13 protein-coding genes are annotated in these 15,233 nt (G+C 70.5%); 10 read left to right on the top strand and 3 right to left on the bottom strand.

Annotated elements, in window-relative coordinates; genetic code table 11:
* The first annotated feature begins 42 nt into the window (after positions 1-42).
* The 8 genes from ASG05_RS07975 (at position 43) to ASG05_RS07940 (ending at position 9,969) form a co-directional block, all read left to right on the top strand.
* The gene (locus ASG05_RS07975; RefSeq protein ID WP_056259624.1) at positions 43-339 is read left to right on the top strand and encodes a hypothetical protein; all 297 of its coding nucleotides are present in this window, start codon (positions 43-45) and stop codon (positions 337-339) included.
* The gene (locus ASG05_RS07970) at positions 336-1,604 is read left to right on the top strand and encodes a putative T7SS-secreted protein (protein ID WP_056259623.1); all 1,269 of its coding nucleotides are present in this window, start codon (positions 336-338) and stop codon (positions 1,602-1,604) included. The genes ASG05_RS07975 and ASG05_RS07970 overlap by 4 nt, the downstream gene beginning before the upstream one ends.
* A gap of 736 nt (positions 1,605-2,340) precedes the next feature.
* Positions 2,341-2,799 (top strand): hypothetical protein, encoded by a 459-nt coding sequence (locus ASG05_RS07965; RefSeq protein WP_157490135.1) that lies wholly within the window; start codon positions 2,341-2,343, stop codon positions 2,797-2,799.
* A gap of 168 nt (positions 2,800-2,967) precedes the next feature.
* Positions 2,968-3,501, top strand: coding sequence for a hypothetical protein (locus tag ASG05_RS16290; RefSeq protein WP_157490134.1), 534 nt, complete (start codon positions 2,968-2,970; stop codon positions 3,499-3,501).
* Positions 3,502-3,601: 100 nt separating this feature from the next.
* Positions 3,602-4,153: a hypothetical protein gene (locus tag ASG05_RS07955; RefSeq protein ID WP_056259618.1), complete on the top strand. Its 552-nt coding sequence runs from the start codon at positions 3,602-3,604 to the stop codon at positions 4,151-4,153.
* 80 nt (positions 4,154-4,233) lie between these two features.
* A complete protein-coding gene (locus tag ASG05_RS07950) occupies positions 4,234-4,881 on the top strand; it encodes a hypothetical protein (RefSeq protein WP_056259617.1) in 648 nt (215 codons plus the stop codon).
* 37 nt (positions 4,882-4,918) lie between these two features.
* Complete coding sequence (locus tag ASG05_RS07945) at positions 4,919-5,515, top strand: hypothetical protein (RefSeq protein WP_056259615.1); 597 nt, start codon at positions 4,919-4,921, stop codon at positions 5,513-5,515.
* Positions 5,512-9,969, top strand: a complete 4,458-nt coding sequence (locus ASG05_RS07940) for an FtsK/SpoIIIE domain-containing protein (RefSeq protein ID WP_082486554.1) — start codon at positions 5,512-5,514, stop codon at positions 9,967-9,969. The genes ASG05_RS07945 and ASG05_RS07940 overlap by 4 nt, the downstream gene beginning before the upstream one ends.
* Before the next feature lie 17 nt (positions 9,970-9,986).
* On the opposite strand, the gene ASG05_RS07935 is transcribed toward ASG05_RS07940, so the two are convergent.
* The 3 genes from ASG05_RS07935 to ASG05_RS07925 all read right to left on the bottom strand — a co-directional run bounded on the left by ASG05_RS07935 (position 9,987) and on the right by ASG05_RS07925 (position 12,773).
* The gene (locus ASG05_RS07935; protein WP_157490133.1) at positions 9,987-11,930 is read right to left on the bottom strand and encodes a thioester domain-containing protein; all 1,944 of its coding nucleotides are present in this window, start codon (positions 11,928-11,930) and stop codon (positions 9,987-9,989) included.
* 155 nt (positions 11,931-12,085) lie between these two features.
* The gene (locus ASG05_RS07930) at positions 12,086-12,319 is read right to left on the bottom strand and encodes a hypothetical protein (RefSeq protein WP_056259611.1); all 234 of its coding nucleotides are present in this window, start codon (positions 12,317-12,319) and stop codon (positions 12,086-12,088) included.
* A 43-nt stretch (positions 12,320-12,362) separates the two neighbouring features.
* Positions 12,363-12,773: an ester cyclase gene (locus ASG05_RS07925; RefSeq protein WP_056259609.1), complete on the bottom strand. Its 411-nt coding sequence runs from the start codon at positions 12,771-12,773 to the stop codon at positions 12,363-12,365.
* A gap of 211 nt (positions 12,774-12,984) precedes the next feature.
* Here ASG05_RS07925 and sucC point away from each other — a divergent pair, with 211 nt between their 5' ends.
* Together sucC and sucD are read left to right on the top strand one after the other, a co-directional pair.
* Positions 12,985-14,148 (top strand): ADP-forming succinate--CoA ligase subunit beta, encoded by a 1,164-nt coding sequence (sucC, locus tag ASG05_RS07920; protein ID WP_056259607.1) that lies wholly within the window; start codon positions 12,985-12,987, stop codon positions 14,146-14,148.
* A 15-nt stretch (positions 14,149-14,163) separates the two neighbouring features.
* On the top strand, positions 14,164-15,051 hold the full coding sequence (sucD, locus tag ASG05_RS07915; RefSeq protein ID WP_043594275.1) for a succinate--CoA ligase subunit alpha: 888 nt from the start codon (positions 14,164-14,166) through the stop codon (positions 15,049-15,051).
* The last annotated feature ends 182 nt before the right edge of the window (positions 15,052-15,233 follow it).

The following is a 15,233-nucleotide window of genomic DNA, read 5'->3' as shown; positions in this document are numbered from 1 at the left end:
GCACGACGCGTCTCGGCCTCCCGACACGAGGGGAGGAACCTCATGGCTCGATCGAGCCTGAACATCGACGGGGCCGGTCTCGACGCGTTGCTCGGCGACCTCGACCGGGTCCGCACCGACTTCGAGACCGCCGACTCGTCGGCACAGCTCACGGCCGAGGCCTGCGGGCACGCGCGGCTCGCCGCGAAGGTCACCTCGTTCGCGACGAACTGGAACGACCGGCGGGCGCAGCTCGCAGGGCAGATCACCGAGCTCGGCGAGGCACTCTCGACGATCGACCGGACCTTCGCCGAGGTCGACGGCGAACTCGAGGGCACCCTCGTGGGTGGCGACCGGTGACGGCCGGCGTGCTCGCCGCGGTGGCGGCCGATTCGCTCGTGGGGGTCTCGGGTGATCCGGGGGTGGTGAACTCCATGGCTGACCACTACGAGTCGGTGGCGGCGTCGATCCGCGGTGCGGCCACCAGGCTGAGGTCGCTCGATGCGGGGTCGTCGTCGAGCGACGCCCTCGACGCGTTCCTGGCCAAGGCCCAGCAGGTGTCGGCGAGTCTGGGCAAGGCCGAGGGGCGTTACGGCGAGACGGGTTCGGCGCTGAAGACGTATGCGTCCGAGCTCTCACTCGCACAGGAGGCCGCCGCACCGGCCCTCGCGAACCACCGAGACGCCGTCGACGACCTCGCCGCAGCGGAGAGGCTGGTGGAGCGGTACGAACAGCTGGCGCTGGTGGCGACCGACGAGGTGACGAAGCAGGATCACCTCGACCAGGCCGCAGCCCAGCGGGCCAAGGCCGACGACGCTCGGGGCCGCGTCACCCTCTACGCGAGACGACTCGCCGACGCGCACGCATCCGTCGAGACCGCCGCGACGGCCGCCATCGCCAAGATCGACGACGCCACCGACGACGGCCTCGACGACACCGTCTGGGACGACCTCGGCGGCGCCTGGGACGCAGGCTTCGCCGCCTTCCAGACCTGGATGGAGGAGAACGACTCGTGGATCAGCGAGGTCCTGAATGCGCTGACGATCGTGGGTGGTGCACTGGCCGTGCTGGCGTTCCTCGTCCCTGGGCTTAACGTCGTCGCTGTCATCGTCACCGTCCTCGCATTCGCCATTACAGCTGCTCAAACGAGCGCGGGCACTGCCAGCGTCGGAGATCTCGTCATGGCCGCACTGTCTCTGGTCACTATGGGCATAGGTGGTGCGGCCGTCGCCTCTGCTCGAGCGGGTATCAAGGGCATCGCTGCAGGAAGGGCTGCAGGTCTCGTTGCTCGAGGTGGAATTGCGAAGGGCCCGGCCCACGCATGGGTCAGCCGGAGTTGGAACAGGGCGAAACCAGGGCTGGGTGACTGGACGCTCGTCAGGGCGCTTGGAGACAGTGACGTGGCGCAGATGTTGCATTTCATCCGATCCAGCAGACCGGGAGCCTTCGCGGATGACGCCGAGGCGGTAGCCCACGTCATGAGGCGACTGAACGTGGCCCGCGGCATCCAGGCCCTCGATCACGTCCTGACGGCCCAAGGTCTCGCAGAGGTGGGAATGCCCCGCTTCGCCGTCCGGCAGACGAGTGGTGCGACCTGGCGGACGCATGCAGGAGCACCCGTATGAGCTCCGGCCGCCGTGCCGCCCACCTCTCGCGTAAATCGCTGGCCTTGAGAGGCCTTCCGCTTTTTGCAGGCATTGCGGGAATCGCATCTCCCCTCTACATGCAGTTGTCCCGACTGGTTCTCGGAGCATTGGCGCTGCCCCGGGGAGGGGGGTTCAGAACGAATCCTGAGGGAGGCCTTCTCTTTCAAGCCGCCGACGGCTGGCCTCCGTTCATCTTGCCGTCCGGTGTCTTCTGGTTGGTGGCCGCGGCGATGCTGACTCTGATCGTCATCGTGCATCGACACAGGGATACGTCGCTCGACTTCGCCCTCCAGCCCTTCGTGCTGACGTTCTGGTGCGGGCTCGGGGCGTTCTACGCATGGCTCCATTCACACTTCTTCATCGAGGTCAGCGCATGGCCACGTGACGCTTTAGAGGCAGCCCTTGTGTTGTCGTGCGAATGTCTCGCTTTCTTTGTCCTGGGAGTCTTGCGATCTGTCAGATGGGCCGTTAAAAGGCGCCGACGGAAAGTTGCTTCCCAAGACGGCGGCCCTAGCCCGGCCGTGGCCGGCTCATCTCTGAGGGGGCGAATGTGAGAGCGCTCGAAGATTTTCAACGGGCAACAGGCAACGGCCTTCGGTCTGCGAGGGGAACGTTCGTGGTGAGGTCGGACACCCTCCTAGGGGTCGCGAGCAAGACTGACGCGACACTTCTCAATGGGTTCCGAGTGGCGGGGCTCGCACCCGCAGGGCTGGCCGTGATCTTGGTCCTCCTCGCGGCGTGGGACTCATTGACGAACAGGCCCGGTGTCACGGCGCCTACCCGCCTGTTCATCGAGAACAACGGCTTCGGCGTCGCCGTCGCTGTTGCCGTTCCGATGATGTTCGGGTTGTGCGGCGTGGTCTCCGTTCTCGTCACGTTCACCTGGGTGCGTCGTTGGCCAGTCCACGTCTTCTTCTTCAGCCCCTGGTTCGTGGCCATGATGTGGGTCTTCACGGCTGCATGGCCCATGTTCGCCTCGTCCGTCATCGACGGGGCTCCGTTCGTACCCTGGTCGGTCAGATTCTGGAGTCTGATCTACCTCTTCAGCGCTGGCTTGGCGATCGGGCTGGGCATCCGGCGGCGCGGTCGATCCGAGTCTTTCGGCTCGATCGCCGGAGGCATCCGCGACGACCCGAATCGAGGAAGAGCGGAGGTCTGGGATGGACGAGCGTGAGCCCCTGATGGCGTCCAGTTATGTCGCAGACGTGTGCGGAGCTGCCTTCGTCGGCTCTTACCCATCGACCATGACACCCGGCGTCCAGCACATCGACCAGACGAAGGAGTGGGGGAGAGGCTCGTGAGCGCGGGTCGTCGAGCCGCAGTCGGTTCGCCATGGTCATTCATGCTCACGGGGTTGCCTCTCTTTGCGGGAATCGCGGGTATTGCCGCGCCGCTGTATGTGCAGCTGTTGCGATTGACCTTGGGCCTGTTGTCGCTATCCGCCGGAGGTCACATGCGGACCAGACCAGGCGGTGGCTCGGTCTTCCAAGCAGGACCGAACTGGCCTCCGATAGTTCTGCCGTCAGCTGTCTTCTGGCTGCAGGCGGCGGCAATGCTCGTGCTCTTCTTTATCGTTAGGCGACGAATGACGGAGCCCCTAGATTTCGCCCTGCAGCCCTTTGTCTTGACTTTCTGGTGCGGGCTCGCGGCGTTTTACAGCTGGCTGTACTCACTGTGTTTCATCGAGTTCGCGGGATGGCCACGTGATTCGTTCGTAGTGGCACTTGTCTTGGCGGCGGAATGCCTCGCGTTCTTTGCGCTCGGTGTCTGGCGAGCCATCCTGTCGGTCATCGTGAAGCGTGAAAGCAAGAACCGATCACGTATCGCGGCTCCTAACTCGAGCATCCTCATTCGGCAGCCCGAGGACGTGTCATGACCGCCACGGTCTGGCGGACGGTCGTCGGTTCGCGAGGCACGTTTTGACGGCGCGCAGTCGTGCCAGAGAACAAAGGGGGGCTCGACGCGGATCGAACGACATGATCCTGGGCGCGCTTCTCTTGCTGTCCGCCCTGATCCCGTTCTGCACGGTCCAGGGGACTCGCATCACGCTGCAAGTGCAGGGCGGAGGGCGCGGTGACGCGCGTCGCTTGAACCCCGACGGTGGCCCCCTTTTCCACACGACGCACGATTGGCCGCCCTTTGTCGGTTCGTCTTTGCCCTTCTGGGTAGCGGCGGCATGTCTTGTCACGGCGGTGATCATCCTCTGGCGATCCCCGCGGGATGATGGCGTGCATCCGCTCGACGTTCCACTCGTGGCGTACATGGGGTTCGTCGGAGGCGTGTGGAGCATCTTGTTCGCGCTCCCGTTCCAGGGACTCGATGCCTGGCCGAGGGACTCGGCAGTGGCGGGCGCCATCGAGATCGTCTGCAGCATGCGGGTGGTCGTCGAGATGGTCCGTGGCCGACATCGGCGCCGGAAGGAACGGCGGATGCGCGAGGCGGCGCAGATCACCGACGGCATCATCGGTGAGGGGCCGGGCTGCGCTCAGTCGGCTGAGGCGGCATCTTTCCGGAGGGACGAGTCGTGAGTGCCGCGGGGTACGTGGGGCGGACGGCTGGGACGGTGGCGGCGTCGTATTCGATCGTCGTGCCTCCAGGGTTCGTCCGGGTGCCTGGGGGTCTCGACGCCCAAGAGGCAGCCGCGGTCGTCGCCGCCCAGCTCGGTGAGCCGCCGGCCTCCGAGACGGGGGCGGCGTCGCAGGACTGGCGGCTGCGGTTCGGGTCGGCGCTCGGTCGTGCGCTCGCCGCCGATGTGCATGGTCGGGTGCTCGACTCGTACCTCACCACGGGACCGCTGCCCGGCACCGACGTCGTCTGTTCCATCGTCGTCGCCACGATGCCCGTCACCCGGTCAGGACATGCCGATCTCGACCGGCTGTTGCTGCGGAGGGTCGCCACTCACGGTGCAGACCCGTTCGTTCTCGCGGGTGACCCGGCCGTCGTGTGGAACGACTCCGGCGTCGACACCGCGTCGGGCGGCGAGCGCGACGGACGGGACGGAGTCGGCGGCCTGGCCCCACTGCGGTGCCGAACCGTGCTGGCGCGGATCGCGGGCCACGACGACCGGCTGATCAGCCTCGTCCTCACCGTCGGGGTGGCAGCCCGTGCCGAGGCTGCTCCTGGCGACGTCGACGTCGACGTCGACGCGAGGGGCCGCATCGCCGACGCCCTCGTCGACGTCTTCGACGCCATGGTCAGCACCTTCCGCTGGCGCGACGCCGAGAGCCGCCTGGTCACCGACCGACCTCTCGCCTGAACTCCTTCCACCGCGACAGAGAAAGCAACCTCGCACCATGACCGACCGCGACTGCGACCAAGACCTCGACCTCCTCATCGGGCACGATCCCGACGTCTGGGTACCCCTGCCGGCCACCTGGCCACACGACGGGCACCGAGCGCCGCGCTCGTGGATCAAGGCCACCGTGCGCGCCGTGGCCGAGCGGTCCGAGGGGGCGACCCGCGCCTCCCGGTCCTGGCTCACCGAAGTGCTCTCGGCCCTGGCGCGCTGGTCGCCGGCCGACGAACGCCGGTACCTCTACCTGCCCGACATCGCCACGCCGCCGAGTCTGCTGCGGGTGCAGTACGGCTTCGCCCAGGGCGACCGCGACACCGCCCTGCGAGCCATGGTCCTCGAGAGCGATCTCGCCCCGATCGAGCCTCCCGTCGTCGAGGAGGTCGAGACGACCGACCTCGGTCGAGGCCCGCGGGGCGTCCGGTACTCGGCCGTGGAGGGCGACGACGGCCTCTTGGCCACCCTCGTCTACGCCTTCCGTGCCGAACCGTACGACGTCCGCATCAGCTGTCAGGTCGGCGGCCCCGAGGGCGTGCCCGCCATGCTCGCCGAGGTCGACCACTTCGTCAACGGCATCAGCGTGGTGCCTGCCGAATGAGACTCGCGCTCACCGTCCTGCACGTCCCCACGGGGCGCCGGGCCGATCGCTCCGTCGTCGTCGACCCCGAGACCACCGTCGGCGAGGTCGCGGCACACCTCGCCTCGACCCTCGGGTCGGCGTCCGACACCCCCGGCCCGACCCCGGGCAGCCTCTCGGTCGACGGCGTCCCGGTGGAGCCCGGTGCCCGCCTCCGTTCGGGCGTCCTGCTCGACGGTGCCGTGCTCGCACTCGGCGGCCCCGCACCCCACCACCGCCTCCCCGACGACCTGCCCACGATCCGCGTCATCGGGGGCCGAGGTGCCGGCACGATCCACGTCGTCGACGTCGGCATCGTTCACGTGGGCACCGGACCCGACGCGGGCGTCCGCCTGGACGACGACCGCGTGCCCCCGATCGTCGCGTCGATCGAGCTCGACGGTGCCGGACGCTTCTCGCTGACCCCGACCGCTTCGGCATTCGCGGAGCCCGACGACGACGCCCGCGGGCCGCTCGTCCTCGTCGATCGAGTGCCGGTCCGCGGCACCGCCGCCGTCGACGAGCACTGCGTGATCACCATCGGCGACACCCTCCTCGCCGTCGCCCCGGCGGGGCACCCGTCCGCGGCGATCACCGTGAGCGACGGGGGAGGCACCCTCGACCACGCGCGTCCCCCGCGCCTCCTGCCGGAGCCCCCGACCACGTCGTTCCGCTACCCCGCCGAGCCCCAGCAGGGCACGAAGCGGCCCCTGCCGATCGTGGCGGCCCTCGCGCCGATGCTGATGGCGGTGGTGATGGTCAGCGTGTTCGGGAACGTGGCATTCCTCGCCTTCGGGCTCATGTCGCCCGTCGTCATGATCGGCAACCACCTCTACGACAAACGCAACGGCAAGGTGTCCCACCGCCGGCGGCTCGCGGACCACCAGGCCACCAAGGAGGCGGTGGCGGCGGACGCCGAGAACGCCGTACGACAGCTGCAGCGTGAGTTGCGACACCTGAGCCCCGACGCCGCGACCGTGCTCGACATCGCCGTCCGGCGTCGATCGCGGCTGTGGGAGCGCCGCCGCGACGACCCCGACCACCTGCGCGTCAGGATCGGCACCGCTGACCTGCCCTCGGGCGTCACCATCGAGGACCCCGCCGAACTCGAGCACCGTCGGACGGTGGCCCGCCCTGCCGTCGACGTCCCCGTGACCGTCGACCTGGGTGACCACGGGGTCGTCGGCGTCGCCGGCAGGCCCGAGCACGCCCGCCCCCTGGTCGCCTGGATGCTCGCCCAACTCGCCGTCGCCCAGAGCCCCCGCGACGTGCGCTTCGTCGTCCTGACCGAACAGGCTGCGGCCGACCACTGGTCCTGGCTGGCCCATGTGCCCCACGCCCGACCCGACGACGGACGACCGGCTGCCGTGTGGTTGGGCACCGACGCCGAGACCGTCGCCCGGCGGATCGCCGAGCTCGGAGCCGAGATCGACGGCCGTCAGCGAGCGGCCCGTGAATCGGCGGGAGCGCTCCGCACGGCGACCGACGTCGTGCTCGTGGTCGACGGGGCGAGGCGACTGCGCACCCTGCCGGGGCTCGTCCGCGTCCTCCGGGACGGACCCTCCGTCGGCGTGCACGCCGTGTGCATCGACTCCGAACGTCGCTCGCTCCCCGAGGAGTGCGTCGCCGTCGTCACCTGTGGCACCACCCGGCACTCGCTCGAGGTGCACCGGACCGCCGACGTGCGCGAGGTCAAGGCCGACCTGCTGCCCGACGGCTGGTTCGAGGCCGTCGGACGAGCCGTGGCCCCGGTGGTCGACGTCGACGACGGTGGCGGTGCGGCCGGGCTCCCGACACGATCGCGCCTCCTCGACGTCCTGCAGCTCGAACCTCCCACGCCCGAGGCCGTCCTCGAGCGCTGGTCGCACACCGCCCCCACGACCGAGGTGGTGATCGGCGAGAGCCTCGACGGCCCGTTCTCGTTCGACCTGCGGCGGGACGGCCCGCACGGTCTCGTCGCCGGCACGACCGGGTCGGGCAAGTCGGAGCTGTTGCAGAGCATGGTCGCGTCGCTCGCCGCCGCGAACACGCCCGAGTCGATGACCTTCGTCCTCGTCGACTACAAGGGTGGGGCCGCCTTCCGGGACTTCGAGCCCCTGCCCCACACCGTCGGGATGGTCACCGACCTCGACACGCACCTGGTCGAGCGCGCCCTGCACTCGCTCGGGGCCGAGTTGCGTCGCCGGGAGCACCTGCTGGCCGACGTCGGCGCCAAGGACCTCGAGCACTACGTCGAGGGAGCACGCGGGCCGGCTGCGCGACCGCCGCTGCCGCGCCTCCTGATCGTCATCGACGAGTTCGCGAGCATGGTCCGCGAGCTGCCGGACTTCGTGACGGGCCTGGTGAACATCGCCCAACGGGGACGATCCCTCGGCATCCACCTCGTGCTCGCGACCCAGCGACCGACCGGCGTCGTGACCGGCGACATCCGGGCCAACACCAACCTGCGGATCGCCTTGCGGGTGACCGACGCGGGGGAGAGCACCGACGTCATCGACGCGGGGGACGCGGCCGGCATCGCCAAGTCGACGCCGGGGCGGGCCTTCGTGCGCCTGGGGGCCCGTGCGCTCGTGCCGTTCCAGGCAGGGCGCGTCGGCGGACGGCGTCCCGGCGTGGTCGCCGAGGTCGTGCCCGAGGTGTGGTCCGGTCCGCTCGCCTGGGAGGACCTCGGACGGGTCGCCGCCGAGCCGCCCCCGCGCACGTCGACCGAGTCGGTCGAACGCACCGACCTGGTCGAGCTCGTCGCCGCGCTCGCCGCGGCCAGCGACCGTCTCGGCATCGCCCGTCCGCATCGTCCCTGGCTCGACGCGTTGCCCGAACGGGTCGTCCTCGAGGACCTCGACGCGGCCGGGCTCGGCGACGACGAGGTCGCCCCCGACGGAGACCTGCCCGTCCTGCCCTTCGGACGCCAGGACTTCCCGGCGGAACAGCGTCAGGCCGCGGCCGTCCTCGACCTGCAGACCCTCGGGCACCTCTTCGTGGTGGGAGCCCCGCGCACCGGACGGTCGCAGGTGCTGCGGACCGTCGCGGCGGCGATAGCCGACCGGACGAGCTGCGCCGACGTCCACCTCTTCGGCATCGACTGCGGCGGCGGGGCCCTGCTGCCGCTCGAGACCATGCCCCACGTCGGAGCCGTCGCGCAACGGACCCAGCTCGACCGCGTGCGCCGCCTGCTGACCAAGCTCGTCGACGAGACCCACCGTCGACAGCAGGTGCTCGCCACGGGGGGCTACGCCGGCGTCGTCGAACAGCGCCGGGCCGTGCCCGAGGCCGACCGGCTGCCGCACCTCGTCGTCATGATCGACCGGTGGGAGGGCTTCACCGGAACCTTCGCCGAGATCGAGCACGGCGCACTGGTCGACCAGGTGGGGCTGGTGCTGCGGGAGGGCGCCGCGGCGGGGGTGCACGTGATCGTCACGGGTGACCGCCAGCTCGTCGCCGGACGGCTCGCCGCCCTCGTCGACGACAAGCTGCTGCTGCGGTTGACGGACCGGGCCGACTACGCCCTCGCCGGGTTGACCCCCCGGGCCCTGCCCGACGTCGTGCCCCCGGGGAGGGGGTTCACCGCCGAGAGCGCGGTCGAGACGCAGGTCGCGCTGATCGCGGACGACCCCACCGGGCAGGCCCAGGCCGAGTCCCTGCGCCGACGCGGGGTCGCGGCGGCCCACCGTGACCGCCACGTCCCCTCGGGGCGCAAGCCCTTCAGAGTCGACCAGCTGGCCGGTCCGATCACCTTCGACCAGGCCTGGTCCCGCCGCGTCGACGGGCACCCGTCCGGCCTCTTCGCCCTCGTCGGCGTCGGCGGTGACGACCTCGTGCCGATGGGCCCCGACCTCGCCGAGGGGCCGGGCAGCTTCGTCGTCACCGGGCCGCCGAAGAGCGGACGCAGCAGCGTCCTGGTCGCCATGGTGCGGTCGATCACCGCACAGGGCGTCGGGGTCGTCGTCGTGGCACCACGTCGCTCGCCGCTGCGTGAACTCGAGGGCGCACCGGGCGTCGTGGCGACGATCACGACCAGGGCCGTCGAGGCCTCGAGCCTCGCAGCGCTCTTCTCCGGAGAGGACGGGCAGGGCGGTCCCCGCGTGCTGGTCGTCGACGACGGCGAACAGCTCAAGGACTGCCCCGCCGCCGAGTGGCTGGTGGAGTTCGTGCGGTCGTGCCCCGACACCGGTCGTGCCCTCGTCGTGGCGGGCACGACCGGCGAGGTGTTGGCGGGGTGGGCCGGGTGGCAGGTCGACGTGCGGAACAACCGCTGCGGTGCCGTGCTGAGCCCGCAACTGCCGAACGAGGGAGAGCAGGTCGGCATCCGACTGACGAAGGCCGACCTCACGGATCGGGCGACGCCGGGGGTCGCGGTCGTGGACGACGGGACCGGGCAGGCGGTGAGGGTGCAGGTGCCGTTCGACCCGGTCGGTCGACCGCCGACCGCGTCGTGACGCCCGCACCCGGCGGCTCATCGCGCGTCACCGACCCCGAGGGCGGACGGACGGTCGCCCGGCCGTGCGATCGACGCGGCGTCGGAGGCGACGCCCGAGCGTCGGCGCCTCCTGACGTGGAGCACGCCCGCCGACGCCACCAGGACGACCCCGGTGCCGACGATGCCGAGGGCGACCAGCAACGCCTGCCCCCCGCCGTCGGACCCGGTGAAGGCGAGGCGCGCCGGGACGACGGGTGCTTCGGTCGGGGCCGACTGTCGGACGGTCGTCATCTCGCTCCAGTGCACCGTGGTGTCGGCGAAGGCCGGGACGACCTGACTGCCGTCTTCCGCGGCCGGTGATCCGGCGGACGAGAACACGAACACGTACGTTCCCGGCCGGTCGAGCGTGATGCACGGCGTGTCGTACGTGCCGTCGTCGCCGACGACCACGGCCTCGCGGGCCACGACGAGGCTCGGGTCGATCCGGTTTATCGGCCCGAGATCGCTTCCCGCCTCGGGGGCGTCGTCGAACGGCCCGACGAGCACCGACTCGACCTCGACGCCCCCGGGGACGTCGGGGTGGAGGTCGGCGACCGTGAGGGAATCGCTGACGCAGGTACCGGGGTCGACCTCGGCCTCCGACACCGTCGTCGAGACGGACGGAGCCCAGGGGACGAACGTGGTCTCGGTCGCCGTTCCGAAGGGTGATCGCCACGAACCGACCCGGTCACGGCCCGCCTCGACCGGGGTGTCGGCCGGGTCGACGGTCTCGACCCAGGTGTAGTACCCGCCGGACGGCAGGTCGCAACCGGGCGTCGAGTACGTCCCGGGGCCGTCGAGCACCTCGAGGGCGACCTCGCAGACGACCGGAGCGTCTCGGGGCCAGTCGTCGGATTCGACCACGGGAGCGAGGAAGGGCCCGAGCAGGCGACTGCGGACGGTCACCGGCACGGCCCGCCACGTGCCCGCGTCGTCGTAGCGACCCCACTCGGAGAGGAGCCCCTCGCCGGGGCGGACGTCGAGGGTGACCTGATCCGTCACCGTCGTGCCGGTCTCGGCGACCGTGTCGCTCGTCTGGGTCACCACCCTCGGCTGGAAGGGCAGGGGTGACAGCTGCTCGACGCTGGCAGCCTCGGAGGCCGAGGCCGCCACCCCGCCCGAGAACAGGATCATCTGCGACCCGGCAGGGCTGTTGCCCACGGTCGTGACCCTCCCGTAGGGCAGGTCGTCGAACCGGACCGTCGCCCTCACGGTCAGGCGCGCCTGGTCGCCGGTGGCCGTCACGGGCACCGATTCGGCGTTTCGGACGGAGGTCGTCGTGGACCCGTCCGCGAAGACGGCGCCGTCGAGCGTGACGGTGCCCTCGTGCGACGGTTCGAGCAGAGTGGGGCCGCCCGTCACCCGGTCGACCGTGAGGTCAGGGCGGACGAGCCCCGTTCCGTCGGCGGCGAGCTCGACGGTGATCGAGGCCACGACCGACTTCGACGCGGCGGACGACGCCTCGGCGAGCATCTGGTTCGCCCGTTCGAGCACGATCGGCCAGCGCTCGTTGGCGCGGCCCGCGTAGTAACGCTGCGTGTGGCCGTTCAGCCCGGTGATGGTCCAGACGGCGAGCTGACCCGCGGCCGCCGTGTCGGCGTCGGTCGTGCCGCCCCAGGTGCGGGCGATGTAGGCGAGGCGGGCGTGGTCGTCGGTCGAGACGCCGATGACGTCGCCGCCGGTGGTCGTGTCGTAGTGGTTGCCCACGGGCGAGGTCTTGCCGGCTTCGAGGCAGAACGCCTGGGTGCCGTCGTCGAGCCGGTAGGTGCCGAGCCACGAGACGCCGTCACCCCGCCACAGGTGCCCGACGCCGTGCCCGGTGCCGGTCACGGCGGCGGCCGGGGCTTGGTCGAGGAAGCCGGCGGCGACGGAGAACAAGAGGACGAGGGCGAGCGCGAGGCGTCGTCTGGGGGGCCGGAGGGCGTTCGTTGGTGATGTCATGCACCGACGATCGGGCAGCGGCCCCGGCTGCCGAGTCCGGCACCGCGCCTCCTGTGCACGGTTCTCGGCACGGCCGACCGGGGGAGGAGCCGTGACACGACGACGCCCCCGCCGCGAGGTGCGGCGGGGGCGTCGTCAGACGGTGGTGACCGAGGTCACTCGGTCTCGTCGAGGTCGATCTCGTCGCCCTCGAGGTCGTTCGAGGCGTACTCGGGCGAACCCTCGCGGGGTGCGCCGCCGGTGGGGCCGTCGTTGCCCTCGCCGACGCCGGGGAAGACCGTCTCGCCCGCGACCGCGTCGTTCGTCGCGATCTGCTCGGACTCGGCGAACCCGTCGGCCTGGTCGTACGGCTGGTCACCCGACGAGGCGGGGGTGTTGGTGTCGCTCATGGTGCGTCCTCTCGAAGGCGGTGCGGGGTGGTGGGTGGGCGGCTCAGGCCAGGCCGAGCTGCTGCTTCAGGCCGGCCTCGTCGGTGGCGCCCCAGCGCTCGACGAGCAGTCCGTCGTCGTCGAACCGACCCACCTGGATGCCGCGCACGGTGAACGACTTGCCGGTCGCCTCGGCACCCTGGAACGTGCCGGTGTGCGTGCCCGAGATCGTGAAGACCGCGGTGACGTTCTCGTCGTCGGCGACGAGCGTCTCGACCTGGAGGTCGGCGTCGGGGAAGGCCTCGAAGAACTCGGTCCAGAAGGCCTGGATGCCGGCGAGGCCGGCGGGTGCGTCGGGGGCCGGGTCGTGGTCGACGACGTCGGCGTGGAAGCCCTCGCCCAGGCGGTCGATCTCACGGGCGGTCAGGATCTCGCCGATGCGCTGCTGGGTGGCGACGTTCTGCTCTTTCGACATGCGTGTCTCCGTTTCTCGTTCTGTCGGGATGCCTCTCGTCTACTCCCCAGCCGCGGGCGAGCCCTCGATGCTCACAGCAGACGCGACGCTCGGCGTACCCCTCGGGTCGCCCGCTAGGCTGACCGCTGGCCCATTGTCTTCATGTCGAGATGGCTCGATGTCGAGACGGATCATGGTGAGACGACGCAGAGATGCGGATTGGAAGAACAGCGTGGATCTTTTCGAGTACCAGGCCAGAGACCTGTTCGAGCAGTACGGCGTGCCCGTGCTGCCGGGCATCGTGGCCGACACCCCCGAGGAGGCGCGGGCAGCGTCCGAGAAGTTGGGTGGCGTCACCGTCGTCAAGGCCCAGGTCAAGGTCGGCGGCCGCGGCAAGGCCGGCGGCGTCAAGGTGGCGAAGACCCCCGACGACGCCGAGGCCGCAGCGAAGGACATCCTCGGGCGCGACATCAAGGGTCACGTCGTCAAGCGCGTGATGATCGCGGGCGGTGCCCAGATCGCGCAGGAGTTCTACTTCTCCGTGCTGCTCGACCGGGCCAACCGCTCGTACCTGTCGCTCTGCAGCGTCGAGGGCGGCATGGAGATCGAGCAGCTCGCCGTCGAGAAGCCCGACGCCCTCGCGCGCGTCGAGGTCGACCCCCGCTCGGGCATCGACCTGGCCAAGGCCACCGAGATCGCGAAGGCCGGTGGGTTCCCCGACGAGCTGATCGAGAAGGTCGCCCCCGTGCTGGTCAAGCTCTACGCGGTGTACGAGGGCGAGGACGCCACGCTCGTCGAGGTCAACCCGCTCGTGCTCACCGAGCAGGGCGACATCGTCGCCCTCGACGGCAAGGTGTCGATCGACGAGAACGCCGAGTTCCGTCACCCCGGCCACGCCGAGCTCGAGGACGCCGACGCGGCCGACCCGCTCGAGGCCAAGGCCAAGGCTGCCGGGCTCAACTACGTGAAGCTCGACGGCGAGGTCGGCATCATCGGCAACGGCGCCGGGCTCGTCATGTCGACGCTCGACGTCGTCGCCTACGCCGGCGAGGCACACGGCGGCGTCAAGCCCGCGAACTTCCTCGACATCGGCGGCGGAGCGAGCGCCGAGGTCATGGCGGCCGGGCTCGACGTCATCTTGGGCGACGCCCAGGTCAAGAGCGTGTTCGTCAACGTCTTCGGTGGCATCACCGCCTGTGACGCGGTCGCCAACGGCATCGTCGCCGCCCTGGGCATCCTCGGCGACGCGGCCACCAAGCCGCTCGTCGTGCGCCTCGACGGCAACAACGTCGACGAGGGTCGACGCATCCTGGCGGAGGCGGCGCACCCGCTCGTCACCGTCGTCGCGACCATGGACGAGGCTGCCGACAAGGCCGCCGAGCTGGCTTCGAAGTAAGGACTGCACAGAACAATGTCGATCTTCCTCAACAAGGACAGCAAGGTCATCGTCCAGGGCATCACCGGCGGCGAGGGCACCAAGCACACCGCCCTGATGCTCAAGGCCGGCACGCAGGTCGTGGGTGGCGTCAACGCCCGCAAGGCCGGCACGACCGTCACCCACGGTGACGTCGAACTGCCCGTCTTCGGCACCGTCACCGAGGCCGTCGCCGAGACCGGCGCCGACGTCTCGATCGTCTTCGTGCCGCCGGCGTTCGCGAAGGACGCCGTCGTCGAGGCCATCGAGGCCGAGGTCCCCCTCGTCGTCGTCATCACCGAAGGCATCCCCGTGCAAGACAGCGCCGAGTTCTGGGCGCTCGCCAAGGCCAAGGGCGGCACGACGCGCATCATCGGCCCGAACTGCCCCGGCATCATCACGCCGGGCGAATCGCTGGTCGGCATCACGCCCGCCTCGATCTCGGGCTCCGGCCCCATCGGCCTCGTGTCGAAGTCGGGCACGCTGACCTACCAGATGATGTTCGAGCTGCGCGACCTCGGGTTCTCGACCGCCATCGGCATCGGCGGCGACCCGGTCATCGGCACCACCCACATCGACGCCCTCGAGGCGTTCGAGGCCGACCCCGACACCAAGGCGATCGTCATGATCGGCGAGATCGGCGGCGACGCCGAAGAGCGGGCCGCCGACTACATCAAGGCGCACGTCACCAAGCCGGTCGTCGGTTACGTCGCGGGCTTCACGGCCCCCGAGGGCAAGACGATGGGCCACGCCGGCGCGATCGTGTCCGGCTCGGCCGGCACCGCCCAGGCCAAGAAAGAGGCCCTCGAGGCGGCAGGGGTCAAGGTCGGCAAGACGCCGAGCGAGACCGCGGCGCTGCTCCGCGAGGTCTACGCCTCCCTCTAGGGGGCGACCCGCGCCTCCTCGACGGGCGTGTTCGCCGTGACCGGTCGTCTTCGGACGCCCGGTCACGGCGGACACGCCCGTCGTCGTCTGCGCGGCGACCGGGCGCCGTCGTGGGCGTGGCCGCCGGCGTCGTCGTCGCGGGCGGCGGGGCAGCAGGCCGGCCACGGTCGGCACCGGTACAG

Source organism: Frigoribacterium sp. Leaf186 (assembly GCF_001423905.1).
In the GTDB taxonomy this organism is placed as follows: Bacteria; Actinomycetota; Actinomycetes; order Actinomycetales; family Microbacteriaceae; genus Frigoribacterium.
The sequence above is the reverse complement of the archived record's forward strand: the minus strand, read 5'-3'. Positions and strand labels throughout refer to the sequence as shown.

Coding starts and splice junctions, on each gene's coding strand:
- ASG05_RS07975 (WP_056259624.1), top strand. CDS start 43: ATGGCTCGATCGAGCCTGAACATCGACGGGGCCGGTCTCGACGCGTTG.
- ASG05_RS16290 (WP_157490134.1), top strand. CDS start 2,968: ATGCTCACGGGGTTGCCTCTCTTTGCGGGAATCGCGGGTATTGCCGCG.
- ASG05_RS07955 (WP_056259618.1), top strand. CDS start 3,602: ATGATCCTGGGCGCGCTTCTCTTGCTGTCCGCCCTGATCCCGTTCTGC.
- ASG05_RS07945 (WP_056259615.1), top strand. CDS start 4,919: ATGACCGACCGCGACTGCGACCAAGACCTCGACCTCCTCATCGGGCAC.
- ASG05_RS07940 (WP_082486554.1), top strand. CDS start 5,512: ATGAGACTCGCGCTCACCGTCCTGCACGTCCCCACGGGGCGCCGGGCC.
- ASG05_RS07935 (WP_157490133.1), bottom strand. CDS start 11,930: ATGACATCACCAACGAACGCCCTCCGGCCCCCCAGACGACGCCTCGCG.
- ASG05_RS07930 (WP_056259611.1), bottom strand. CDS start 12,319: ATGAGCGACACCAACACCCCCGCCTCGTCGGGTGACCAGCCGTACGAC.
- ASG05_RS07925 (WP_056259609.1), bottom strand. CDS start 12,773: ATGTCGAAAGAGCAGAACGTCGCCACCCAGCAGCGCATCGGCGAGATC.
- sucD (WP_043594275.1), top strand. CDS start 14,164: ATGTCGATCTTCCTCAACAAGGACAGCAAGGTCATCGTCCAGGGCATC.